The organism is Halothermothrix orenii H 168 (assembly GCF_000020485.1).
Lineage (GTDB): Bacteria > Bacillota > Halanaerobiia > Halanaerobiales > Halothermotrichaceae > Halothermothrix > Halothermothrix orenii.
Genome location: NC_011899.1, coordinates 1,159,531 through 1,185,906, shown reverse-complemented (window position 1 = coordinate 1,185,906; position 26,376 = coordinate 1,159,531). Strand labels below are relative to the sequence as shown.

The 26,376-nt window shown below is 36.7% G+C and carries 22 protein-coding genes; 1 reads left to right on the top strand and 21 read right to left on the bottom strand.

Annotated features, from left to right (window positions below; all coding sequences use genetic code 11):
• Window positions 1–185: 185 nt before the first annotated feature.
• From cimA to nth, 12 genes are all read right to left on the bottom strand, one after another.
• Window positions 186–1,760 carry a citramalate synthase gene (cimA, locus tag HORE_RS05705; protein WP_012636029.1) on the bottom strand — a complete coding sequence of 525 codons (1,575 nt, stop codon included), beginning with the start codon at window positions 1,758–1,760 and terminating at the stop codon, window positions 186–188.
• Window positions 1,760–2,836 (bottom strand): 3-isopropylmalate dehydrogenase, encoded by a 1,077-nt coding sequence (locus HORE_RS05700; protein ID WP_012636028.1) that lies wholly within the window; start codon window positions 2,834–2,836, stop codon window positions 1,760–1,762. Before HORE_RS05700 ends, cimA begins: the two co-directional genes overlap by 1 nt.
• Complete coding sequence (leuD, locus tag HORE_RS05695) at window positions 2,829–3,326, bottom strand: 3-isopropylmalate dehydratase small subunit (RefSeq protein WP_012636027.1); 498 nt, start codon at window positions 3,324–3,326, stop codon at window positions 2,829–2,831. The genes HORE_RS05700 and leuD overlap by 8 nt, the downstream gene beginning before the upstream one ends.
• A complete protein-coding gene (gene leuC, locus HORE_RS05690) occupies window positions 3,326–4,588 on the bottom strand; it encodes a 3-isopropylmalate dehydratase large subunit (protein ID WP_012636026.1) in 1,263 nt (420 codons plus the stop codon). Before leuC ends, leuD begins: the two co-directional genes overlap by 1 nt.
• A 15-nt stretch (window positions 4,589–4,603) precedes the next feature.
• Complete coding sequence (locus HORE_RS05685) at window positions 4,604–6,151, bottom strand: 2-isopropylmalate synthase (protein WP_012636025.1); 1,548 nt, start codon at window positions 6,149–6,151, stop codon at window positions 4,604–4,606.
• Window positions 6,152–6,165: 14 nt separating this feature from the next.
• Window positions 6,166–7,158: a ketol-acid reductoisomerase gene (gene ilvC / locus HORE_RS05680; RefSeq protein WP_012636024.1), complete on the bottom strand. Its 993-nt coding sequence runs from the start codon at window positions 7,156–7,158 to the stop codon at window positions 6,166–6,168.
• A gap of 16 nt (window positions 7,159–7,174) precedes the next feature.
• Window positions 7,175–7,681 (bottom strand): acetolactate synthase small subunit, encoded by a 507-nt coding sequence (ilvN, locus tag HORE_RS05675; RefSeq protein ID WP_012636023.1) that lies wholly within the window; start codon window positions 7,679–7,681, stop codon window positions 7,175–7,177.
• Window positions 7,682–7,686: 5 nt separating this feature from the next.
• Window positions 7,687–9,354, bottom strand: a complete 1,668-nt coding sequence (ilvB, locus tag HORE_RS05670; protein ID WP_012636022.1) for a biosynthetic-type acetolactate synthase large subunit — start codon at window positions 9,352–9,354, stop codon at window positions 7,687–7,689.
• A 161-nt stretch (window positions 9,355–9,515) separates the two neighbouring features.
• Entirely contained in the window at window positions 9,516–11,171 is a 1,656-nt protein-coding gene (gene ilvD / locus HORE_RS05665) for a dihydroxy-acid dehydratase (RefSeq protein WP_012636021.1), read from the bottom strand.
• Between the two features lie 32 nt (window positions 11,172–11,203).
• A complete protein-coding gene (gene ilvE, locus HORE_RS05660) occupies window positions 11,204–12,103 on the bottom strand; it encodes a branched-chain-amino-acid transaminase (RefSeq protein ID WP_012636020.1) in 900 nt (299 codons plus the stop codon).
• A gap of 315 nt (window positions 12,104–12,418) precedes the next feature.
• Window positions 12,419–13,156, bottom strand: a complete 738-nt coding sequence (locus HORE_RS05655) for a tetratricopeptide repeat protein (RefSeq protein ID WP_012636019.1) — start codon at window positions 13,154–13,156, stop codon at window positions 12,419–12,421.
• Between the two features lie 151 nt (window positions 13,157–13,307).
• Entirely contained in the window at window positions 13,308–13,946 is a 639-nt protein-coding gene (gene nth, locus HORE_RS05650) for an endonuclease III (protein ID WP_012636018.1), read from the bottom strand.
• Window positions 13,947–14,104: 158 nt separating this feature from the next.
• Here nth and HORE_RS05645 point away from each other — a divergent pair, with 158 nt between their 5' ends.
• Window positions 14,105–14,710, top strand: a complete 606-nt coding sequence (locus HORE_RS05645; RefSeq protein WP_012636017.1) for a 5' nucleotidase, NT5C type — start codon at window positions 14,105–14,107, stop codon at window positions 14,708–14,710.
• Between the two features lie 9 nt (window positions 14,711–14,719).
• Here the strand turns inward: HORE_RS05645 and HORE_RS05640 are convergent, their stop codons facing one another.
• The 9 genes from HORE_RS05640 to HORE_RS05610 all read right to left on the bottom strand — a co-directional run bounded on the left by HORE_RS05640 (window position 14,720) and on the right by HORE_RS05610 (window position 26,232).
• On the bottom strand, window positions 14,720–16,369 hold the full coding sequence (locus tag HORE_RS05640) for a nucleoside kinase (RefSeq protein WP_012636016.1): 1,650 nt from the start codon (window positions 16,367–16,369) through the stop codon (window positions 14,720–14,722).
• A 33-nt stretch (window positions 16,370–16,402) separates the two neighbouring features.
• The gene (gene queG / locus HORE_RS05635) at window positions 16,403–17,506 is read right to left on the bottom strand and encodes a tRNA epoxyqueuosine(34) reductase QueG (protein WP_012636015.1); all 1,104 of its coding nucleotides are present in this window, start codon (window positions 17,504–17,506) and stop codon (window positions 16,403–16,405) included.
• A gap of 109 nt (window positions 17,507–17,615) precedes the next feature.
• Window positions 17,616–18,752, bottom strand: coding sequence for an MFS transporter (locus HORE_RS05630; RefSeq protein WP_012636014.1), 1,137 nt, complete (start codon window positions 18,750–18,752; stop codon window positions 17,616–17,618).
• 142 nt (window positions 18,753–18,894) lie between these two features.
• Window positions 18,895–19,020 (bottom strand): MetS family NSS transporter small subunit, encoded by a 126-nt coding sequence (locus HORE_RS12790; RefSeq protein ID WP_143710032.1) that lies wholly within the window; start codon window positions 19,018–19,020, stop codon window positions 18,895–18,897.
• 20 nt (window positions 19,021–19,040) lie between these two features.
• Entirely contained in the window at window positions 19,041–20,126 is a 1,086-nt protein-coding gene (locus tag HORE_RS05625) for an SLC5/6 family protein (RefSeq protein WP_226984200.1), read from the bottom strand.
• Window positions 20,096–20,557 (bottom strand): SLC5/6 family protein, encoded by a 462-nt coding sequence (locus HORE_RS13075; protein ID WP_226984199.1) that lies wholly within the window; start codon window positions 20,555–20,557, stop codon window positions 20,096–20,098. The genes HORE_RS05625 and HORE_RS13075 overlap by 31 nt, the downstream gene beginning before the upstream one ends.
• 317 nt (window positions 20,558–20,874) lie before the next feature.
• Window positions 20,875–22,149, bottom strand: a complete 1,275-nt coding sequence (yfmH, locus tag HORE_RS05620; RefSeq protein ID WP_012636013.1) for an EF-P 5-aminopentanol modification-associated protein YfmH — start codon at window positions 22,147–22,149, stop codon at window positions 20,875–20,877.
• Window positions 22,150–22,151: 2 nt separating this feature from the next.
• Window positions 22,152–23,435: an EF-P 5-aminopentanol modification-associated protein YfmF gene (gene yfmF, locus HORE_RS05615; protein WP_012636012.1), complete on the bottom strand. Its 1,284-nt coding sequence runs from the start codon at window positions 23,433–23,435 to the stop codon at window positions 22,152–22,154.
• A gap of 43 nt (window positions 23,436–23,478) precedes the next feature.
• Window positions 23,479–26,232 (bottom strand): UPF0182 family membrane protein, encoded by a 2,754-nt coding sequence (locus HORE_RS05610; protein WP_012636011.1) that lies wholly within the window; start codon window positions 26,230–26,232, stop codon window positions 23,479–23,481.
• Window positions 26,233–26,376: the final 144 nt, after the last annotated feature.

Below are 26,376 nucleotides of genomic sequence, written 5' to 3'. Positions count from 1 at the left end.
ACCTCAACAGGTAAACCCCCGGTATCATTCAGGATTTACCTTGATTAATAACGGTATCAAACCGGAATTCCTTACTTGGTTTATTTACATAGATAAACCGTTCAGGATTCAACTCCGAGATGGCTTAGTCCTCTTCATTGTCTTTAAATTTTTAATTTTTTATTAGTATACCATAACATTTATAATTATTCAAGCTTTTTTTCGTGAATTAATAACCCATATTCAATACTGTCTATCAGAGCCTGCCAGCTGGCCTGAATAATGTTTGTTGAAACACCAACTGTAGTCCAGGTATCTTCACCATTTGATGTTTCAATTAAAACCCTTACTTTGGCTGCTGTCCCCCGGTCACCATTTAACACCCGTACTTTATAATCTATTAATTTCATATTTTTAATCTCAGGGAAAAATGTTCTAAGACCCTTTCTTAAAGCATTATCAAGGGCATTGACAGGGCCATCACCTTCAGCCGCAACATGAACCTTTTCATTATTCACAACAAGCTTAATAACAGCTTCTGAATTGGTCATTTCACCGGAGTTATGACTGATTATTTTAAAATCATTAACAGTAAAAAAGGGTTTATGGTTTCCGTATTCTCTATTAACAAGAAGATTAAAGGAGGCATCAGCCCCTTCAAACTGATAACCTTTATGTTCGAGAAACTTTATTTTTTTTGTAAGTCTAGATAATTCGGCTTTTGTGAAATTATCAATATTGAAACCCAGTTCTTTTAACTTATATTTTAAATTACTCTTCCCTGAAAGTTCCGATACCAGGACCCGCCTCCTGTTTCCAACCTTTTCTGGCTCAATATGTTCATAAGTGGCCGGATTTTTCTGAAGGGCACTGACATGAATACCCCCTTTATGGGTAAAAGCACTCCTGCCTACATATGGTGTTTGATTCTGAGGAATGAGGTTAGCTATTTCCATTACATAATGGTATACTGACTTTAATTTAGATAACTGTTCTTCAGTTATCACATCTTCGTTATACTTAACCTTTAAGGCAGGAATAATACTACATAGGTCTGCATTACCACATCGTTCCCCAATACCACCAATTGTTCCCTGAATCTGGGAGATCCCATTTTCATAGGCAGCCAGTGAATTAGCCACACCGAGTCCCCCGTCATTATGTAAATGAATACCCAGAGGCACAGAAACCTTTTCCTTTACTTTTTTTATTGTATTCTCTATTTGGCTGGTCAATTGTCCTCCATTGGTATCACATAAAACGATTAGATCAGCACCAGCATCTTGGGCAGTTAATATTGTTTTAAGAGTATAATCAGGATTTGCCTCAAAACCATCGAAAAAATGCTCAGCATCAAAAAACACCTTAAGTCCCTTATCTTTCAAAAATGATACTGTATCAAATATTAAATCCAGATTGTCATCGAGGGTTATTTCGAGAGCATGGGTTACATGGAAATCCCAGCTTTTTGCAAAAATGGTAACGGTGTCAACCCCTGCTTCCAGTAATTTTAAGATATTGGAGTCATTTTCAACTTTAATACCCGGTCTCCGGGTAGAACTGAAGGCCACAATCCGGGCATTATTTAGTTTTAGATTTCTAACTTTCTTAAAAAATTCCTCATCCTTGGGATTGGATCCGGGCCAGCCACCCTCGATGTAATCTATACCCAGCTCATCAAGTCTATAAACAATTTTTAATTTATCATCCAGGGAAAAGGAAATACCTTCTCCCTGGGCCCCATCCCTTAATGTAGTATCATAAAGTGAGACTAATCCCACTACTCATCATCCTCACCTTCCCTGTCCTGTTTTAATAAAGTTACAATATAATTACCAACTTCATCAGTCGATAAATTTCCTCCCATATCCGGGGTTACCTGATTTTCCTTCAGGGCCTGTTCCACAGCCTTTTCTACCCGGTCGCCCAGATTAGAATAACCGAGATGTTTCAACATCATCCCAACCGCCAGAATAGCAGCCAGTGGATTTGCTTTATTTTGACCGGCAATATCCGGAGCAGAACCATGAACGGGTTCAAACATGGAAACACTGTCTGGGTTAATGTTTCCGGAAACGGCCAGGCCCATACCACCCTGAAGTTCAGCCCCCAGGTCTGTAATAATATCACCGAACATATTACAGGTAACAATAACATCAAATATTTCAGGATTTCTTACCATCTTCATGGTAATGGCATCAACCAGAAAATGGTCAGTTTCAACCCGGGGATAAGTTACAGCAATATCCTTAAAGGCCCTCTGCCAGAGATTATGGGCATAGGTTAATACATTGCTCTTATCACACAGGGTAACCTTGGGTTCTTTTCCATATTTGAGGGCATATTCAAAAGCATATTTTATAACCCTGTCAACACCCTTCCGGGTATTAACCATCTCCTGGATGGCTACTTCATCAGGGGTATTCTTCTTTAAAAATCCACCTACCCCGGCATATAACCCTTCAGTGTTTTCCCTGATCACTGTAAAATCAATGTCATTAACCCCTTTGTTTTTTAACGGTGAAAAGTCATCTTTAAAAAGTTTAACCGGTCTTAGATTAACATACTGGTCAAAATAAAATCTAAGTTTCAACAATATACCCTGTTCCAGGACACCGGCTGGAACCCGTGGATCCCCCACTGCCCCCAGATATATAGAATTATATGTTTCAAGTTTTTTCAAAACTTTTTCAGGCAAAACTTCTCCATTTTTTAGATACCTTTCAGCACCCAGTTCGAATTTATCAAGGGTTAACTGTAATCCATTTTTACCATTTAAATATTCCATAACCTTAAGACCCTGATCGGTAACCTCTTTTCCAATTCCATCCCCGGGTATTACAGCAATTTTAAGCATGTTTTATTCCCCCTTTAATTTTTTCAATTAACCCACCTGCTTTAATAATTTCCTGCATAAAAGAGGGAAAGGGTGTTGAATCAATATTTATATTTTTTTCTGGTAACTTAATTTTACCTTCATTTAAATCAACTTCTACTAAGTCCCCCTCTTCTATCCTGTCAGTAACATCCTTGCATTCTAAAATAGGTAAACCAATGTTGATTGCATTTCGATAAAAAATCCTGGCAAAACTCTCCGCAATAACACAGGAGACCCCAGCCGATTTTATAGCGAGGGGGGCATGTTCCCTGGAACTACCTGAACCGAAATTTTTTCCAGCAACTATAATATCTCCATCCTTTACTTTACTGGCAAAATCAGGGTCTATATCCTCCATGCAATGACGGGCAAGCTCATCCGGGTTTGATGTATTCAGGTAACGTGCCGGAATAATTACATCAGTATCAACATTATCACCATATTTAAGTACTCTTCCCTTAAGTTTCATTATAAAACCTCCTCCGGGTGGGCTATATACCCTTTTATAGCAGAAGCAGCGGCTACTGCAGGATTAGCTAGATAAACTTCACTTTCAGGATGACCCATTCTCCCCACAAAATTACGATTTGTTGTAGCAATGGCCTTTTCTCCACGGGCCAGTATACCCATGTGACCTCCCAGACAGGGACCACAGGTAGGTGTACTGACAGCTGCACCGGCCTCAATAAAGATTTCAATAAGTCCTTCCTTGAGAGCCTGCTTATAAATATCCTGAGTACCCGGTATTACAATACACCTGACATCATGATGGACCTGTTTCTCCTTTAAAATACCGGCTGCTATCCTTAAATCCTCCATTCTACCATTTGTACAGGAACCGATTACTGCCTGATCAATTTTTATATCACCTTCCTCACTAATAGGCCTGGTGTTTTCAGGTAAATGGGGAAATGCAACCTGGGGCTCAATATCACTGACATCATATTCTATAACCTTTTCATATTCAGCATCATCATCGCTGTAACATGGTGTATAATCCCTTTGAGCCCTATTTTCTAGATATTTAAAGGTTTTTTCGTCAGGAGCGATAAGTCCACATTTCCCACCGGCCTCAATGGCCATGTTGGATATGGTCATTCTATTATCCATGGAAAGATTTTCAATGGTTTCCCCTGTAAACTCCATGGCCCTGTAAAGGGCCCCGTCAACACCAATATCACCAATAGTATACAGGATTAAATCCTTACCACTGACCCAGGGTTTAAGTTCCCCATTATAAACAAATTGGATAGTCGATGGAACTTTAAACCAGGTATAACCTGTTGCCATAGCTGCTGCCATATCGGTACTCCCAACTCCGGTAGCAAAAGCCCCCAGGGCCCCATAAGTACAGGTATGAGAATCAGCTCCAATTATTATTTCACCTGGTAAAGCAAGCCCCTTTTCGGGCAAAAGACAGTGTTCAATCCCCATTTCTCCTATTTCAAAGTAATTATGAATCCCTTTATCCCGGGCAAATTCCCTAATAAATTTACACTGTTCAGCAGATTTAATATCTTTATTGGGGGTAAAATGGTCTGGTACAATAGCTATTCTATCCTGATCAAAGACCTCATCAATCCCGATCTTATTGAATTCTTTTACGGCAACAGGAGTGGTGACATCATTTCCCAGGACAAAGTCAATCCTGGCATTCACTATATCACCTGGTTTTACCTTATCTCTATTGGTATGGGCCGCAATTATTTTTTCAATCATAGTCATACCCATTATTTTAACCTCCTTTTAAATGCCTTCTTGTGCAGAAGTTGTCTGCCTTGTTTGTTCTGATGTTAAAAATTTATTAATGGTTTCGAGATAAGCAAGGGCACTGGCTTCAGTAATATCAGTCATAGCACTATGTCCAGTATAGGTGTTATCCTCAATTTTAGTTTTAACTATAACTTCACCCAGGGCATCCTTACCTTCAGTAACAGCATTAATATGGTATGAAATTAATTTAATATCATCTATACCGACAATTTCATTGATAGCCTGAAAAATAGCATCAACCGGTCCATCACCACTACAGGCAGCTTTTTCAATGATATTATTCTCCTTTTTAAGCTTTATTGTCGCTGTCGGTAGAACTTTGTTACCGGTATTAACCGATAAGTAATCCAGTTCATAAACCTTATCAAAAGTATGATAATGATTATCGATAAGTGCTTCAATTTCAACATGGGTAATATTTTTCTTCTTATCAGCCAGTTTCTTAAATTCAATAAAAATCTCTTCAAAAGTTTCGTCATCTATATCATAACCAAGTTTTTGAATAAACTCCCGAAAGGCATGTCGTCCTGAATGTTTACCCAGAACCAGTTTATTATCCTTAAGACCTATTGTCCGGGCATCCATAATTTCATAGGTAGTTCTTTCTTTAATGACACCATCCTGGTGAATACCTGATTCATGGGCAAAAGCATTGGCCCCGACAATAGCTTTATTGGGCTGGATAGTCATCCCGGTTAAATTTGAAACCAGTTTGCTCAATCTCGCAATCTGGGTTGTATCCTGGTTTATCCCGATATTGTAAAAATCCTTCCGGGTATAAAGGGCCATAATAATCTCTTCAAGTGCTGTATTACCTGCCCTTTCACCAATACCATTAACAGCAACCTCAATCTGGTTGGCTCCATTCTCTACCGCCGCCAGACTATTGGCCACAGCCAGACCGAGGTCGTTATGGCAGTGAACACTGATATCAACCTTATCAATATTGGAAACATTTTCTTTTATATCTCTTATTAATTTACCAAACTCTTCAGGAATCGCATAACCGACAGTATCAGGTATATTAATAACCTTCGCCCCCGCATTAATAACCCTTTCAAAGAGCCGATATAAAAAAACAGGTTGGCTCCGGGAAGCATCCTCAGCAGAAAATTCAATATTGGATGTGTATTTAGAGGCATATTTTACAGCCTCAACTGCTTTTTCTATAACCTGTTCCTCAGACAATTTTAATTTATATTTCATATGAATAGGAGAGGTAGCAATAAATACATGAATTCTAGGATCCCCTCCATTTCTTAGTGCTTCCCAGGCCCGGTCTATATCCTTTTTCCTGCTCCGGGCCAGGGCAGCCACCTCAACATCTCTGATATTCTCGCTGATAATCTGAACAGCCTCAAAATCCCCCGGTGAAGAAATTGGAAAACCTGCCTCAATAACATCAACTTTCATCCTGGCGAGCTGTTTAGCTATAGCAAGTTTTTCTTCAGGAATAAGACTGACGCCGGGAGACTGCTCGCCATCCCTTAACGTTGTATCAAATATTTTAACCTCACCCATTTTAAACACACCTTCTATTCATTAATCCAGGGCATCATATCCCTTAATTTTTTACCCACCTTTTCAATCAGGTGATTTTCATCCTTACTGGTTAAGGCATTAAATACCGGCCGGTTAGCCTTGTTTTCCAGAATCCACTTTTTGGCAAATTCCCCTGACTGAATTTCCTTCAATACGCTTCTCATTTCATCCTTTACATTATCATTTACAATCCTCGGCCCCACCATAAGGTCTCCATACTGGGCCGTATCACTTATAGAATGCCTCATCTTTGTTAACCCACCTTCAAACATAAGATCAACTATTAACTTTAATTCATTGAGACATTCGAAATATGCTATTTCTGGCTGATAACCTGCTTCAACCAGGACCTCAAAACCTGCCTTAACCAGTGAAGTAACACCACCACAGAGAACTGCCTGTTCCCCAAAAAGATCAGTTTCGGTCTCTTCTTTAAAGGTAGTCTCAATTACACCAGCTTTTGTACAACCAATTCCTTTAGCATAGGCCAATCCCAGTTCTTTAGCCTTACCTGAATAATCCTGCTCTACTGCCAGTAACCCTGGAACGCCTTTTCCTTCAAGATACATTCTCCTGACAAGGTGTCCCGGGCTTTTTGGGGCAACCATGAAAATATCAACATTATCGGGAGGAACTATCTGTCCAAAATGAATATTAAATCCATGTGAAAATACCAGGGCATTACCTTCTTCTAAGTATGGTTCAATATCCTCTTTATAGACTCTACTCTGAACTTCATCAGGTATCAATACCTGAATGATATCGGCCCTTTTAACTGCCTCACTGGTCTTAAATACCCTAAACCCATCACTTTCTGCTTTTTTCCAGCTACTGGAACCTTTCCTTAATCCAACTATAACATTTAGACCACTATCCTTTAAGTTCTGGGCCTGGGCATGACCCTGGCTCCCATAACCCAGTACAGCAATCATCTTTTCCTCAAGTAATCCCAGGTTGGCGTCTTTATCATAATAGACATGAATCATAACAATAACCACTCCTTTAACTTATTTTCTGATTTTTACCCTGGAGGTCAAGCCCCCGGCTTAAAGCAACTAAACCGGTTCTGACTACCTCAATTATTCCAAAATCCTTTAAGACTTCAATTAAAGCCTCAATTTTGTCTTCAGTTCCTGTAGTTTCAATCATCATACTATCATAAGCCACATCAACAATCTTGGCCCTGAAAGTATCAGCAATCTGAATAACTTCTGTTCTCTGTTTCCGGGGACAGTTTACCCTTATTAAAGCCAGGTCCCTACTGACCAGTGAATCCTGATTTAATTCTGTAATTTTAATAACATCTATTAATTTATGGAGCTGTTTTTTCACCTGCTCCAGAACCCTGTCATCCCCCTTGACAACAATTGTCATCCTGGATATTTCCGGATTTTCTGTATGGCCCACATTCAGGCTTTCAATATTAAAATTCCTCCGGCTAAAAAGGCTGGCGATTCTGGTTAAAACACCCGGCTTATTTAAAACAGATACCGAAAGTATATGAGTCATAACTGTTAACCTCCTATCATTTTTTTAATTCCTGCTCCCTGTGGTACCATGGGAAATACATTTTCTTCTTCCTCAATTCTGACATCCAGTAAAGCAGGGCCATTAACCGATAGGATCTTTTCTAAAGCCGGTTTCACCTCATCTTTTTTATCTATTTTTAGGGCATAGACACCGTAAGCTTCAGCCAGTTTAATAAAATCTGGATTTTTTAGGCCTGTGGATGAATACCTTTTATCATAGAATAATTCCTGCCACTGCCGGACCATACCCAGATAACTATTATTGAGGATAATTATTTTTACAGGTAAATTATAATTACTAACAGTAGCCAGTTCCTGGATGTTCATCTGGATACTACCATCACCGGCAATATCAATAACAACCCTGTCCGGGTTACCAACCTGAGCCCCTATAGCTGCTGGAAAGCCATAACCCATGGTTCCCAGTCCACCGGATGATAAGAATGTTCTAGGGTGACTGTACTTATAATACTGGGCAGCCCACATTTGATTTTGACCTACCTCAGTAGAGATTATTGCCTCTCCACCGGTCAGTTCATATAATTTTTCAATAACATATTGTGGTTTTATATTGGTTTCACTCTGTTCATATTTTAATGGATTTTTTTCCTTCCATTCTTTAATTTGCTGAAGCCAGGCACCACGTTCTTTATGCTCGATAAGGGGTAATAATTCTTTTAAAATATTTCTGGCATCCCCTACAATGGGTATATGGGCTTCAACATTTTTACATATCTCAGCCGGGTCAATATCAATATGAATTATTTTTGCGTCTGGAGCGAATTCTTCTATCTTACCGGTAACCCTGTCATCAAACCTGACCCCAACAGCTACTAAAAGGTCAGCTTCAGATATAGCATAATTGGCATACCTGGTACCATGCATACCCGGCATTCCCAGAGACAAAAAATCATTTTCAGGATATATACCAAGCCCCATTAATGAAGTTGTAATCGGAATACTGGACTTTTTAACCAGTTTTCTTAATTCTGTTGAGGCCTCTGAGGCTATTACTCCACCTCCGGCAAAAATAACAGGCTTCTCTGCTTTATTTATTTCATGGGCAGCCTTGTTAATCTGTAGTTTATGTCCCCTGTAGGTTGGATCATAACCCGGAAGCTCAACTTTATCTGGATAAACAAATTCACATTTATCCCTGGTAATATCTTTAGGGATATCTATTAATACAGGACCCGGCCTTCCCGTTCTGGCCAGATAAAAGGCTTCTTTTATGGTTCTGGCCAGGTCTTGAATATCAGTAACCAGGTAATTGTGTTTGGTTATAGGAATAGTTATTCCCCTTATATCAGCCTCCTGGAAGGCGTCTTTTCCTATAAAATTAGTAGTTACCTGACCTGTAAAGGCAACTACAGGTACAGAATCCATATAAGCTGTTGCCAGACCGGTAACCAGGTTGGTACTCCCTGGACCAGAGGTAGCTATACAGACACCAACCTCTCCGGTACTGCGGGCATAACCATCAGCTGCATGTATGGCTCCCTGTTCGTGCCTGGTAAGATAATGATTTATAGGGGAATCATATAAAACATCATATATAGGTAATACCGCTCCTCCTGGATAACCAAAAATATCTTTAACCTTCTCTTTAAGGAGAGATTGAACAACAATTTCAGCCCCGGTCATAAGTGACATACCATCCCACCTCCATTTCCTGTGAATATAAGAAAACCCTGGGTGTAGTTAACCCAGGGTTATCTATTACATAGAAAAATAAGCATTGTTAATACCCTTCTCAACTACTCCCTACTCTCTAATACTCGTTAATATTTACTTTTTATAAACCATTAAATAAATCATTCTAAAACTGCTCCGGTACTTGCAGAAGAAACATGTTTAGCATATCGACCCAGATAACCTGATATGTCAGGTAATTCAGGATTAAAATTACTCATTCTCTTCTCAAATTCTTCCTCTGATATGTCTACATTTAGAGATTTAGCAGGAATATCAATTTCTATAATATCGCCGTCCTGGATAATTCCAATAGGTCCACCTGACGCTGCTTCAGGAGAAACATGACCAATGGCAGCTCCCCGGGTAGCACCGGAAAAACGCCCATCAGTAATAAGGGCAACTTTATCATCAAGGCCAAGACCAGCCAGGGCGGAGGTAGGGGTTAACATCTCTCTCATTCCGGGTCCGCCCCTGGGACCTTCGTAAGTTATAACTACAACATCCCCTTCGCTGATCTGACCATTAATGATGGCATCAACAGCTTCCTCTTCACCTTTAAAAACCCGGGCTGGACCTCTATGGACCATCATACTGTCAGCTACTGCTGCCTGCTTTACTACTGAACCACCGGGAGCAATATTCCCCTTTAAGACAGCCAGCCCTCCCTGATTGTGATAGGGATTACTTACAGGACGTATAATTTTATGATCAATATAACCTACTCTACTTATGTTAGTGCCAACAGTATCTCCAGTTACGGTAAGCTGATCAAGCTGTATTAAATCCTTCTCACTGAGTTCTTTCATAACAGCTGGAATACCGCCAACCCTGTATAAGTCTTCTATGTGATAAATTCCAGCTGGTGTCAGACTACAAATGTGAGGTACTTTCCTACTTATATCGTTAAATAAATCAAGTTCTAAATCAAGACCAGCCTCGTGGGCTATTGCCGGTAGATGCAGGGCTGTATTGGTAGAACATCCAAGGGCCATATCAACACAGATAGCATTTTTAAAAGCCTCCCGGGTCATAATATCTGAAGGTTTAATATTTTTTTCGACAAGATTTATAATCTGTCTACCTGACTTTTTGGCAAGCCTGATCCTTTCAGCATAAACTGCAGGAATAGTTCCGTTTCCGGGTAAAGCCATCCCCAGCACTTCTGTTAAGCAGTTCATTGAATTTGCCGTAAACATTCCGGCACATGACCCACACCCGGGACAGGCCGCTTTTTCTATATTTTCCAGTTCTCCTTCTGTAATTTTACCCGCTTTCACTTCACCAACTGCTTCAAAGACATTATGAAGATCCAGCGACTTGCCCTGATAATCACCGGCAAGCATGGGTCCTCCACTGACAACGATAGCTGGAATATCTAATCTGGCCGCTGCCATCAACATTCCAGGAACAATCTTATCACAGTTGGGTACTAAAACTAACCCATCAAACTGGTGGGCTCTGACAACTGTTTCCACTGAATCAGCTATTATTTCTCGACTGGCCAGTGAATATTTCATACCAGAATGCCCCATAGCAATACCATCACAGACCCCGATTGTAGAAAAAATGACCGGTGTCCCACCGGCACTGTAAACCCCATACTTTACAGCTTCTGCAATCTTATCAAGGTGCTTATGACCAGGTATGATTTCACTGTAAGAGCTGGCAATACCTATTATTGGTTTTTCTAACTCCTTTTCATCTAGACCTAACGCATATAATAAAGATCTATGGGGGGCCCTCTTAAAACCTTGTGTTATTGTTTCACTCCCCAATAAAACAACCTCCTTTGCTACTTTTCTACTCTCTATGATACCCTGACTTCATTTTTGGGATAAATGGTAACTCCTGTAGAATTTGCAATCCGCCTAAATTCTTCTATTATTTTTTTGGTATATTTACCCGGTTTTCCTTCACCAACCTGTCTTCCATCAACTTCAATAACCGGTATTACTTCTGCAGCAGTTCCAGTCAGGAAACATTCATCAGCATTAAAGACATCATACCTTGTAAATAATTCTTCCTTAACATTTAAACCCAGGTCCCTGGCTATTTCCATAGCCACATCCCTCTTTATACCCCTTAAAATACCGGCATATTTCGGTGGGGTAATAAGTTCATCACCTTCAATAATAAAGATATTATCACCGGTACATTCAGCTACATAACCCTCATCGTTCAAAATAATTGCTTCAGGAGCACCGGCCAGATTGGCTTCAATCCTGGCCATAATATTATTTAAATAATTCAGGGACTTTACTCTGGGATTAACCATTTCCGGTCCATTTCTCCGGGTAGGTATGGTAACTACCTTAAGTCCCTTTTCATATAATTCCTGATCATACAGTTTTATTTTACTGGCAATAATAACTACAGTTGGTTTCTTACACTTTCTGGGATCTAAACCCAGGTCTCCGACCCCCCTGGATATGACAACCCTTATATAGGCATCCATTAAATTATTGGCCCTTATTGTTTCTAAAATAGCTTCTTCCATTTCTTCAGGGGTAAGGGGTATCTCGAGCATGATGGTTTTAGCAGATTTATATAACCTCTCAATATGCTCTTTTAATTTAAAAACACGGCCATTGTAAGCCCTTATACCCTCAAATATACCGTCTCCATATAAATAACCATGGTCAAATACCGATACCTTCGCATCCTTCTCATCTACAATACACCCGTTCACATATATTTTTCTACTCAACTTCTCTACTCCTCCTCTTAATTGTTAATTACTTGCTTAAAGGAAACAAACCCTTACAACTCCATAATACAAAGTAGGTTTATTTTTTCACCTCCCCGGTGAATAAATATACCTGTTTATTTAGTTAATTATTATATTATCAAGATATGAAATTGTCAAGAAAAATTATAAAAAAATTCCCTGTTTTTAAAAACAGGGAATTATGTTAAAACCTTCCATTGTTTTATTTTTTTACATGTTTTTTCGCAAAACAGATTTTATTTAGATAATAAATTTTAACCAGTTTATGTATTAATATTCATCCTCTGTTGAATATTATTCTCCTTTTTCAATAAGTTTTTTAACCCTCTCCACATTTCTGGCAGCTTTCTGATAATCGGGGTTAACCTCAAGGGCCTTTTTATATGCCTTTAATGCTTCTTTTAATTTACTCAGGTTTTCTTTAGTAATACCGTAATTATTATAAATAAAAGCTACCGGAGGGTTCAACTTGACAGCCTTTTCTAAATAAATCTCTGCTTCTTCGTATTTACCCTGAAGGATAAAAGAAAAGCCAAGATTGTTCAAAGCATAATAATTATCACTATCAAGTTCTACCGCCTTTTTGAAATTAGAAACAGCTTTCTGATAATCAGTACGGTTTAAATAAATTAACCCCAGTAGATTATAGACCTGATCATCTTTATTTTCCAGTTCTTTTGCCTTATTTAAATATGTAATAACATCATCATATTTTTTATTATAATAATATGCCCTTCCTATATTTACAAGAATATTATAGTTATTTTCCTTCAATTTATTGGCTACTTTTAATGAATCTACAGCCAGGTCATATTCATCCATCTTTAAATACGTCAATCCCAGATAAAAATAACCAAGATGATTATTCTTATGTTCAGCTGAGTAACTGGTTAAATAATCAATGGCTTTATTGTACTCCCTATTATTATAGGCTTTAATTCCTTTCTGTAATAAATTTTCTGCAGCGACAGTAGCTGTTACTAACATTATCAACAATAAAACCAAACCCAGTTTAGATATAAACTTTTTCATAAATATATACCTCCCTGATTAAAAGTATTATTTATCTTTAATACCACATATTTACCTGTGTAAGTACCAAATATATTTAATTTCTATATATTTAAATCAATTTCTAATTCTCATTTAAGGTATAAAGAATTAAAAAGTGTTTATACCAAAACTAATCATTCTCCTTTTTATAATAATTGCAGAATGGTTTAAGCTCACAGAAATGACAGGCGGGATTCCTGGCTTTACAGACTTCCCTGCCATGAAAGATAAGCCAGTGGTGCATATCAACCCATTTCTCTTCAGGAATAACTTCCATCAGTTGCTTTTCAGCTTCGTTAGTCCTTTTAGCACTCACCAGTCCCAACCGGTTAGAAATCCTGAAGACATGAGTATCAACCGGAAAAGTTTTTTTGTTAAAGGCACAGGCCAGAACAACATTGGCAGTTTTCCTACCAACACCGGGTAATTTTAAAAGCTCTTTTCTGGTACCAGGAACTTTACCTCCATATTCTTTTATCAAAATGTTACTGACCTCAATAATGTATTTACTTTTGTTGCGGTATAATCCGATACTGTTAATTTCTCTTTCCAGGGTTTTTCTATCCAGGGAAGCAAAATCCCCGGGGTTTTTATACTTCTTAAATAATTTTTTTGTAACCTTATTAACCTGCCTGTCCGTTGACTGGGCAGAAAGTATTGTAGCGATAAGCAATTCAAAGGGAGTAGAAAAATTTAGTTCAGTATCGGGAGCAGGGTATCTATCTTCAAAGTATTTTATTAGTTCCTGTAAATAAGGATAACTTGCCATAGTAAGACTCCCTCTCTGGACTTAAGCCCCAAAAAATGTTATCATATTTTTGATGTATATTTATTTTAGAATAACAATTTTTCACTAAATCCAGGTAAATATTAATGGAGCATATATATTATAACATAAAAAATGAAAAATCAAAGGGGGTAAATTATATGAACAAAAAGATTATCGGAGTAGATATAGATGGTGTCATTACAGATGAAGGACCAGATGATTATAATGTCTGGCATAAGGCCCTCTGTAATTTTACTGGTGAAAACTTAAAAAGGGTTAAAGATGCTTATAATTTCACTGAAGCCTATAACCTGTCAGAATCAATAATTGAAAGATTCCTTGAAAAAAATATACAACAAATTTATAGGGATGCAAAACCGGCCCGGAAGGCTGGAGAAAAACTAAATAGGCTTATAGATAAGGGATTTTATATCTATTTAATAACAGCCAGGGATGAAAAATACAGGAAACTGACTGAAAACTGGCTTGATAGACATAATATACCCTATCATACCCTTATCCATGAGGGTGATAAAGCACCTCTGGTAAGGAAATTGGGAATTAATCTTTTTATAGAAGATAAAGCTGAAAATATTAAAGAAATCCTGGAATATAAAATTCCTGTAATTGTATTTGATAGATATCATAACAGGTCTTTAAATAATAACCATAAAAAATTATATCGTGTTAACAACTGGGAAAGGGCCTATGAAATTATCATCAGAACCTTTAATATAGAGAAAGATAAAGAGAGGGCCGGTTAGATATTTGAATTATTTAAAACAACTCCCCCCTATAAACTCCCTTAAAATAGATGTTCTGGGAATATCTTTTTCATCAGGTAAACTATTAAAACACGATAATATTTCCAGTAATCTTTTTGCTTCAAAATAACCATCCTGACCTGATTTTATTTCTTTTAAAATAGGAAAGGCATATTTTTTCAATACAGAAAGTTCATAGGTCAGGGCAGAATTAAACATAATATCGGCATTTTCCTGGTATGGGAAGATGTTTTTTTCTTCCCCTCTCCTGACAGCGGGCCATAATTCAATTGTTTTAGCAGCGTCATGGCCCCTGAAATAATAATCTCTAACAATTCTCCTTATTAATCTATTATCGGTAGTTGGAATCCGGTTATGACGGTCTATATTTAACTGGGTCAGGGCACTTACATATATTTTATATTTTAATTCCTTAGGAATTACAGCTGTTAACCTTTCATTAAGACCGTGAATTCCTTCAATAATTATTGGCTGGTCTTTCTCAATCTTTAGATGCCTGCCTACAGGTTCCCTCTTTCCCTTTTTAAAATTATAGATCGGTATTTCTACCTCTTCACCCTGGAGAAGTTTTACCAGATGTTCATTAAATAATTTCAAATCAATAGCTTCTATAGCTTCAAAATCAAGGTTCCCTTCTTCATCCCGTGGCGTTTTATCACGGTCAACAAAATAATCATCGGTGGAAATGGCAACTGGCCTTAATCCATTTACCCTGAGTTGAATTGATAATCTCTGGGCAAAAGTAGTTTTCCCGGATGAAGATGGGCCAGCAATCAAAATAACCCTTTTATTATCTATTTTTTCTGTAATTTCATCTGCAATTAAAGCGATCTTTTTTTCATGTAATGCTTCTGTAATTCTGATAATATCCCCATAATCATTATTAGTAATTACTTCGTTTAATTCACTGACATTACTTACATTTATAATCTCTCCCCATTTTTCATATTCATAAAATATACTGGCAAGTTTTGGTTGCTCTACATACCTTGAAACCTCTTTATTAGAACCGGGAAAAGGATATAATAGAATAAATCCCGGCATTTTAAAGTGGATATCGAATTTATCCAGATAACCGGTACTGGGAACCAGAATACTATAAAAATAGTTATAAAATCCATCGAGCTCATATACAGGCCACTGAGAGATATCTAATTGTTTAACTAGCTTAACTTTATCATAAAAATCCTGCTCTGTATAAATTTTCTCCAGTTTATCTTTGTTTACCTTTATTTTATTGATAGGCAGGTCTTTTCTCACCAGTTCTTCCATTCTCTTTTTTATTTTAATAAGATCTGACTGGGTTATGGGTGTATTTTTATTTAATTCACAATAAATTCCATTTCCCAGAGAATGCTCTATGGATAACTTGGCTCCGGGATACAAATAATATATAACCCTGGTCAATAGAAAAAACAAACTTCTCCGGTAAATTCTGTTACCACTTTCGTCATTAATTGTAAGAAAAGAAACCTGACTCCGGTTATTTAATTTGTAATTTAACGATTCTACTTCATTATTTACAATTGCCCCCACTACTTCTCTATAATTTCCATTGTATGTTTCCTTTACAACCTCCTCAACGGTTATACCCTTATCAAAACTGTATTTTTTTTCATTAATATAGACTTCAATCATAATATACCTCCTGGCCTAATAACCATAAAATATTTATTGATTTAATCTTTTTATAACCTTTTTAAAATAATTTTCTACAACCTTATCTTTTTCTGATTTCAATAACTTTAAAATAAAGTCCTTTAATTCCCTGGCCTTAATTTTACCGGCAGCCCACGCTGCAGTGATTCGGACAACCGGAGAAGGACTCTTTAACCCCTTTTTAATAATTTCCAGCACATCTGTTATATTTACTCCTTTGTTATATAAATTGACCAGGTTTATTAAGGCATTTCTTTTAATTATATTAGTCCCTCTCCACATCATGGGTGAGTTCTTCCATTGATCTCCCATATTTTTCTTTGTCAGACCTAAGACTTCTTCTATTTTTCCCGGGAGGACCGGTCTATATTCTGGATGTAAGTCCAGAGGAAGGTTTTCGTTATAAGGACAAACCATCTGGCACGAATCGCAACCCCAGAGGTTTTCACCAATAGCCTTTTTTTCTTCTTCAGATAATATACCTGTCTTTTGGGTGATATTACTTCTACAGCGCGATAAATCCAGGTAATAGGGTTTTAATGCCCCTGTTGGGCACATTTGAATACAGGCCTGACAGTTTTTACACCCATTTTCTATGGGATTATCATATTTTAACTCCAGACTGGTTAATATTTCCCCCAAAACCAGGAATGAACCATATTCAGGGTTGATTAATAAATTATTTTTCCCGATCCATCCCAGGCCTGCCCGGGCTGCTATTTCTTTATCCAGTAATGGTCCGGTATCTACAAATGATTTACAGTTAGACTCTGGATTTATATTTTTTATAAAGTCAATAAGCTCATTCATTTTATTCCTCATAATAGTGTGATAATCCTTACCCCGGGCATAAAGGGCAATATAAACCTCCTCATCAAACTCTACTTTACTGGCATAGGACATTGCCAGGGCTATGATGGACCTGGCATCCTCCAGGTGCATCCGGGGGGTGGTTGATAATAAAATATCTTCATCAGTAAAACCTGGTAATTGCCCGGCCTCCTTCCGCTTTTCCAGTACCTCCCGGGCTTTTAGTAACGGAGCGGCAGAAGTTATACCCACTATATCAAACCCTATATCCCTGGCTTTTGCTTTTATCATTGTAGTTAAATCCATCTTTTTCCATCCTATCTAAATTCCTGTTATAACCAAATTTTCAAGCCCCATATAATAGAAAATTTATAAGACCGGTTTTGTGACCAATTATAAAAAAGTCTGATTATAATTAGTTTACTAGATATGTTTTATTTTTATTAAGGGACAGATTTATATAATAAATTAACCCTGATATTAAAGTTATCAAAGCCCAGTAAAAGTAGAGCTTATTGCCACCCATATTTTCATATATATTACCACCGAGATAATTACCGACAATACTACTTATTCCCAGCATTGTAGCATATAAATTCTGGCCGGTCGCCTTAAAGTCTTCTCCACATATAATATTTATATAATTTACTGCTGTAACATGGAATAAGCCAAAGGTTAAACTGTGCAAAAGTTGGGAACCTATGAAAACAGATGATACCGGAAAATAGGCCAGTAAAAACCACCTTAGGGTAAAGGCTATGGAAGATATCATAAAAATAGATTTAATTTTAAATTTCCTGAAGATATTATCTGAATAAACAAAGATAAACATCTCACTGGTAGCCCCAACAGTTAAAGCAAGGCCAATAAGGGATTCCCTGCTTCCATTATCGAGCACGTAGAGTGGAAAAAATGTATAATTGGAAAAGAGTGTCAGCTGGATAAAAAAAGTAAAAAGAAGGAAGTAAAATAAATCCATGTTTTTCAAAAGACCTGTAAATTCTTTCAATCTGTTTACCCTGATTGCCTCTTTGCCTTCCGGTACTTTTAAAATAAATAATAATGCTACCAGGAGAGCCACAGCATTTATATAAAAAAGGTTTGCTGGATTTGTGTTTTCAAGGTAATATCCAATTAACCAGACAGTTATGGTAAATCCAATAGAACCCCATACCCGGTACCGCCCGTATAAATTCCCCCTTTTACCGAGATAGTTTAATAATAGTGCATCAGCCAGAGGAATAACAGGTTTCTGAAATATAACAAAAAATACCATTATAATAAATATATACCAGTAGTATTCAGTTGTTAAAAAAACCAGATTTAAAATTATTGTCCCGGTAATGGCATAAATAAGTAGTCGCTTATTTGAATTAAAATAATCAGAAGCCATACCCCATAATGGCATTACGAGTAATGAAATTGCTGCAGGAACAGATTGTATAAGACCAATTTGTCCTGTAGTAAACCCAATTTTTTTAAAATAAACATTTATATAAGTAAGGGCAGCTGCTGTTATATAAAAGAAAAAATTAAATAATTTAAAGTTCATGGTATCATACCCCGTTTCTTACATGTTATATTATTGAATCTTGTATTATCTCTGTTATTAATAATATTACTACATAACTTATTATGTCAAGAACTTTAAAAAGGCCCAGACTCAAGGTCTGGGCCTTTGGTTTCTCCAGATACTATCTTTCTTCTAACTCCTCTTCATTTTGATGCCCGGCTTTTACTGCTTTATTTACCGTTATAAATAAACCTCCATAGAGCACGATACAGGCAAAAATAAGCATAATTATAGAAGATAGGTTCATTCCCAATTCTCCCTTCTCTTTTAAAGGTTTACGTTACCTCTACTACTGTCTACTGTAACACTTTCTCTACCTTTAATAGCAGATAATAAAACACTTACAATTGCCATAACTATCAGGAGGCCCCAGCCACCGATCCACTGGTATAGTTTTCCATAACCGCCGTAATTTGCACCTATATCCTTACTTAAGTTGAATACGAAAAGATAGACAAGAATAATGGGAGTAATAACCTGAACCATTATATTCCACCATTTTCCAAACTGGTACTCTGAAATTGGATTAAAGTAATTTCTGAGTTTTTCAGCATTGTAAAACCAGCCTATTGCCAGGGCTTCAAGCAATCCTCCCAGGAGAAGGCCGTAAGTATTGACGTAATGATCTATAAGATCGAGCCAGTATAATCCAGCTCTGGTGGCAAAGATTAGTCCAGTAACAAGTAATAAAACAACTACCCAGAAAGTTGTTTTTCTCCTGTTAAATCCCCATTTATCAACGATACCGGCCACATTGGATTCAACCAGTGAAAAAGCAGAATCAATGCCCAGAGTTAGTAATGTTACAAAAAATACAACCCCGAAAAAGCCAGCTACAATCGGTCCTCCAGGTAGCATATTGATAGCATTAGGATAGGTAACAAATGCTAAAATAACACCATCAGCAACAACATCGGCAATGGCAACACCCTGTTCCTGTGCCATATAACCAAGGGTTCCAAACACAGCTATACCGGCCATGAAACTTACCCCTGAATTGGCAAAAACAGTAATCAGGGCATTGTTGACAACATCAGAATTTTTGGGCATATAACTGGCATAGGCAATCATTATCCCCATACCCAGACTGAGGGTAAAAAAGACCTGGGTATAGGCATCAATCCAGACACCTATATCTAATAACTTCGTAAAATCAGGTTTTAAATAATAGTTTAATCCTTCAATGGCTCCCGGAAGGGTAACAGACCTGATAATCAGAATTAAGAGTAACACGACCGGGAGTATAACTGTATAGGGAACAACCTTACCAACACTTTCGGTCCCTTTTCTTAAAATCAGGTAAATAGCTATCCAGGACACAACTACCCTATTAATACCGGGTAACTGAACCATCCCAGTTCATTGATACCACCGGAAATGTGTAATACTTTATTATAAAAGTAAGCTTCAGCATTATTACCCCAGGCTACATTAAAAGAACCTACAATATAATCCCAGATCCAGCCAAGTATTCCAGCATAGTAGCTGACAATAACAAAAGCACAGGCAAGGGTCCACCATCCAAATGGTTCAAATTTCTTTCTTACCTTACCCAGGGCTTCCGGGGCCCCGAGCTGTGTCTTCTGTCCTATACTGAACTCAAGCACTAATAACGGAATACCTGCCGTCAGTAAGGCAATAAAATACGGAATTAAAAAGGCTCCACCACCATTCTTGTAGACAACATAGGGAAAGCGCCAGGCATTACCGAGACCGGCAGCTGACCCAATTGCAGCCAGAACAAAAGCAGTTCTACTACTCCAGTGTTCTCTTTTCATAGTCATCTGCTCCCTTCTTTAATACTCTTTTTTTCTTTCTACTAAATTTATAATCCTTCTTTACTTCTCCCTTCTTGAATTATCACCCCCCTGATTCCTGTATGTTGAGAGGTTTAAAAATATGTAAAACAATGCTTATTATTTATTATATATAAAAAGTATATATTTTTCAATTTATATATTTAAGCAAATTTCATAATGTAATACATAATAATTAATTATACACATAATAATTAATTCTACTGGGAGTCTGAAAACCGGATACTCATTATAAATTGATTGCTTTGTCTGGCCTGAGATTATCTAAAAAACTTTTAATAGAACTATTTAGACTTAATAACTGACTGGACCGGCAAATTATCTGTAAACAATTCAATATAACGTGATTTAATATAATTAAGATCTATATCGTTTATAATGTTGAAAATATCAAAGACGTTAACACCCTTAAAATAAAAATCAACAAACTGATTACCAGTAACACTAAAAGAATTAAATATCTCAACAAAATCTCCCATGTATTTATTATAAACCCTGGTAAAATTATCTTCAGTCAATATTTTATCTGCTTTTTCAATACCATTTACGAGTCTATTATAAAGTTCTTCTGAATTCCTCGTTTCACTGGATATCATAGCATAACCATAACCCGGTTGTCTTGTGTAACTGAATGAATAATCATCATCTACAAGACCTTCTTCATATAATTTTTGGTATAATTCTGTCCCTTTCCCTACCATCATTTCCAAAAGAATATTGGACCCTATCTCCAGTTTAACCATATGTTCTTCATCAACATTTTTTTCTTTAAAACCAAGGGTAAATAATGTTTTAGAAACATCCATGGTTTTTATAATACTGGTTTTTTTAACCTCACGGGGCTCTTCAGGATAAAACCTCTTTATCGGGTTGAGATCGGAAAATTTTTTACCCTTCTGATTTCTCCTGATTAAATCAAGTGTTTCTTTAACATCAACATTACCGGTAATAAACAGTACCATATTTGAAGGGTGGTAAAAAGTGCGGTAACAGGTATATAAATCTTTTTTTGTAATTCTACTTATACTCTCGATAGAGCCAGCAATATCGTATTTAACTGGATGATTATGGTATAACCCCTGAAGAAGGTTAAAAAAGACCTGCCAGTAAGGGTCGTCTTCATACATTCTTATTTCCTGGCTTATTATTCCCTTCTCTTTATTTACATTTTCATCAGTAAAATATGGTGACTGTACAAATTCGATTAAATTAATTAAAGCCCTGTCAAAATTACCGGTACTGGAAAACAGATATGCTGTTCTGGTGAAATTCGTATATGCATTGGCTGATGCACCAAGACGGGCAAATTTATTGAAAGAACTCTCATCTTTACCTTCAAAAAGTTTATGTTCCAAGAAATGAGCAATGCCTTCTGGAACCGTTGTCTTTTGACCGGTTTCAGGATCAACAAATTTAATATCAATGGAGCCATACCTGGTGGCAAAAATAGCATACTGACGATTATAATTTTTCCGGGGCATTATATAGACATTAAGACCATTATCTATTGAATCTGTATATAAATATTCTCTGATAATTTCATTATAGAATTCTTTCACTATTAGGCCCCCTTTTTCTTTAAAAAATAGATCGTATCAATTTTTATATTTTTCGATACTTCTACAATATCATCTACTGTCACTTTTCTTAAACCGTAAATCATATCTGAAATGGACTCAGCTTTATTATTTATCAAACCCAGCAGATAGTGCCTGACCAGACCTTTATTGCTATCAGCCATAGTCTTGAGATTATTAATTATACCCTTTTTGGTCCATTCAAACTCATCACTGGAAATATTCCCGTTTGATATTTCATCCATCTGTTTTAAAATAATCTCCCTGGCTTTATCATAATTTTTAAAATCTATCCCTGCATTTATGGTCAATAATCCTTTTGTAGATTCAAGGCGTGAGAAGGCATAATAGGCCAGACTGGCCTTCTCTCTTACATTTTGGAATAATTTTGAATGAGGAAAGCGTCCTAAAATACCATTATAAAAGAGAAGGGCATTATATAATTTATCACCCCTGGTAATACCTGTTCTAAAACCAATTACCAGTTTTCCCTGATTAACATTTAACTCTTCAGTTACTTCCCTGGGAGCATTTATCTCCTTCACAACTTCTGTACTATTATCATCAATTTTTTTATACCGTTTGATAGAAAATTTTTCGTTTATTTTGTAGTAAGTTTTTTCTTCGTCAATATCCCCCACCACAAACATATTAATTGGATTATTTTTAATTAGTTTTGAATAAAGGTTATAAACTTTGTATCTATCCAGTTGGGGTAGTGTTTCAATGTCTCCAAGTTTATAAATGCCAAAGGGCTCATGACGACACATTTCCTGATAACATCTTTCCTGGGAATAATTGAATTTATCATTTATTAATGATTTTATTTCTTCTTCTAAAAATTTTTTTTCCTGATCAACATAATCCCCTTTAAAACCCTCCTCTACCACCAGGGGATTAAAAACAATGTCATACAGGAAATCCAGGGCTTTTTCAAAGAGAGGTTCCCTATCAGGAAGATATTTTTCATTCGGAACCTCAAGGGAGAAAGAAACAAGCTGGTTTTCTCCCCTTTTTAAAACCGAAACATTTAGGCTGGCTCCATATAAACTATCAAGTTTAAGTACTATTTCTCTATTTGTCGGGTATGTAGTACTACCCCGGTACAGAATATATGGTATCAGGGCAGTACCACTGGCAGTCTCCTTAATTAAGGGTTGGGTTATATATATCTGTAATAAATTGGTTTTAAACTTTTGATTTTGGCAAATATGCAAATCTATATCACTGACTGTTTTATAATCTGAAAAAACTGTTAATCTATTCATAGTCACCTTCCCCTGTATCTATTGTTATATTTAATGTTTTTAATTATTCTATTTGTGTTTTATCCCTTAACTGTTGAAGGACCTCCTGTAGTTCTTCCAGTAATCTACCATACTCAGACCAGTTGCCTTCCTTCAGGCTTTCCTGGGAGAGGGTATATAATTCAAAAGCTCTTGAAGCCAATTCCTGTAAGGTCCCGGGAATAACTTCCTCATCAGGCTCTGTTATACCCCCATCATCAACCAGATCTAGTTCACCTTTAAAAATCCCTTCCAGGGCCAGATCCAGGGTCCTGGCCATAACAACCCGGTCCCCGTAAGAAACAATGACCCTTTTTAATTCAGGAAGTTCACTGGTTTCAGCCTGTAAGTAAAGTGGCTCTACATAAAGGATTGAATTGTCAATGGGAATAACAAGAAGATTACCCCTTATGACCCTTGAACCACGCTGACTCCAGAGTGTCAATAGCTGTGATATTTCAGTGTTCTGGTCAATCCTGGATTCTATTTGCATGGGCCCATAAACAAGAGTATCTTTGGGAAAACGATAAACAATCAATTCCCCATAATTATCACCATCAGAACGACCAGCCATCCAGGCAATCATATTATTTTTTGTTGCCGGAGTAAAGGGTAACATTAAAATAAATTCAGATACATCCTTGCCCGGAAGTTCCATAATAATATAATAGGGGTCCATTGTAATACTGGTACCGGCATAATTCTCATTGGGAATCGTCCACTGTTCTTCTTTATTGTAAAAGACCATCGGGTCCTTCATATGGTAAACGCTGTAAATCCGGGACTGAATGACAAAGAGATCCTGAGGATAACGTAAATGGTTTCTTATGTCTTTTGGCATCTCTTCCCCATCTTTGAACAGATCAGGGAATATTTTTTGATATGTTACCGCAAGGGGATCATTTTTATTTATAACATAAAAATCCATAGATCCATTGAATGCATCAATCACAATTTTAACAGAATTCCTTATATAATTAAAATTGTTGTACCGGTTAACTGGCTGGGAGTAAGGGTATCTGTTAGTTGTTGTATATGCATCCTGTATCCAGAAAAGGCGTCCCTGGCTGATAACCAGATAGGGATCCCCGTCGAAGGATAAAAAGGGAGCAACCCGACGAACCCTGTCCCTTATATTACGGTAATACATAATTCTACTTTCAGCAGTGATATCATCTGCCAGTAAAAATTTTAAATTACTAAATCTGAGAGCATAAACCAGTTTTTTGAAAAAACTGTCGAGCTGAACACCACCGGACCCATTATAGTTGGTGTATATATTTTTATCTCCAAGGGGATAATGGAACTCCTGAGATTTATTATTGGCAATAACATAATTGTTAGTTAATTCTCCATAATAGATAGAAGGATTATCCAGGCGGAGGTCTACATTTACCTTGGGGGGAATATCTTTAATAAAAAACCTTGGTAAACCCTCTTCAGTAACTTCATTTACCGGATTCATTACCAGGCCATACCCGTGGGTAAACTTTAATACTTTATTTATCCAGGTCTGGGCCCTTGATGATAACCTGCTCTGGTCAACTTCCCTTGGTGAGAGCATCACCTGGCGGTATTGTCCATTTATATTATACCGGTCTATATCAACTTTAGGAAATCTATAATAGGGTCTGAGTTCCTGAAGCTGCCTGTAGGTAGACAGTAAAGGACGGTTATCCCATAACCTGATATTGTCAATTGTTTCCCGGTTATTTTCAATAATTTGCTGATTTAAATCATTTGACAACTTAAATTCCTCGATAGTGATATTATCAAGTCCATAGGCCTTTAAGGTCATATCAATATTATACTTAATATATTTGCTTTCTTTAGCAACTTCATTGGGTTCAACTTCAAACCTTTGAACAAGACCTGGATAAACACTGCCAAAAATAAATGAAGCCAAAATCCAGATCCCCAGACTCCAGAGTATGATTTTGTAACTTTTCCGGAAAAGATTAATTAATAATAAAACCCCAATTAAAATTACAATCCAGAATAATATTTTTAATCCCAATAAGTTTGCGTGGATATCTGTATAACTGGCACCAAAAACAACTCCCCTCGGTGAGTAAAGCAAATTATACATTTTCAATTTGTAATCCCAGGCCTTTAAAAAGAGAAAGAGAACTATCAATATGGAAATATGGGCTTTGGCCCTGTTTGATAATTTAAATTTCATTTCTCCTAAAGACCTGACACCAGAAGCAATGGTATATATAATGGCAATTACAATTAAGGTCAGTATTACTAAAACCATACCCATTTCCCTGATAAAATTAAAGAAAGGTAGAGATAAAATATAAAAACCAAGGTCTATATTAAAAATAGGATCGACTGTATTAAAAGGAGTTTTATTTAAATATTTCAAAACAACCTTCCAGAGATCCTGACTTATGGAACTGAATAAAAACCCCAGAATAACACTACCAAAAAAATATGTATAGTTTAACCTTTTTTTAGTGACCCAGTTTATCAGGTTGTCACCGCTCCCGGTAAACAGGGATTCAACATTATCATCATTTTTTAATTTAGAAAACTCCATCAGGGGTTTTCTGGTAAATAATAAGTTTATGAAGATAAAAGCTGTAAAAATAATACCAATCAGTAATCTTAACCATAAATTTGTAAAAAACATTGTTAAAAAAGTATGGGTAAATCCCAGGTTTTTAAACCATAACCAATCAGTATAAATCTTAGATCCCGAAAAAACAATAATCAAAAAAACAAATATCACCAGGGTTATTATAGCCACCAGTATTTTTAAACTTCTAGTCATATGTTTACCTCCTCAATGATAACAATCCTATTAATAGTAATATCCAGCTTAAAATAAATAATACCCCTTATAGTTGTACAAAACCTTTATTATATATTTCCGTTATTTTATTAAATGTCCTGCTATAAAAATAAAAAAAACAGC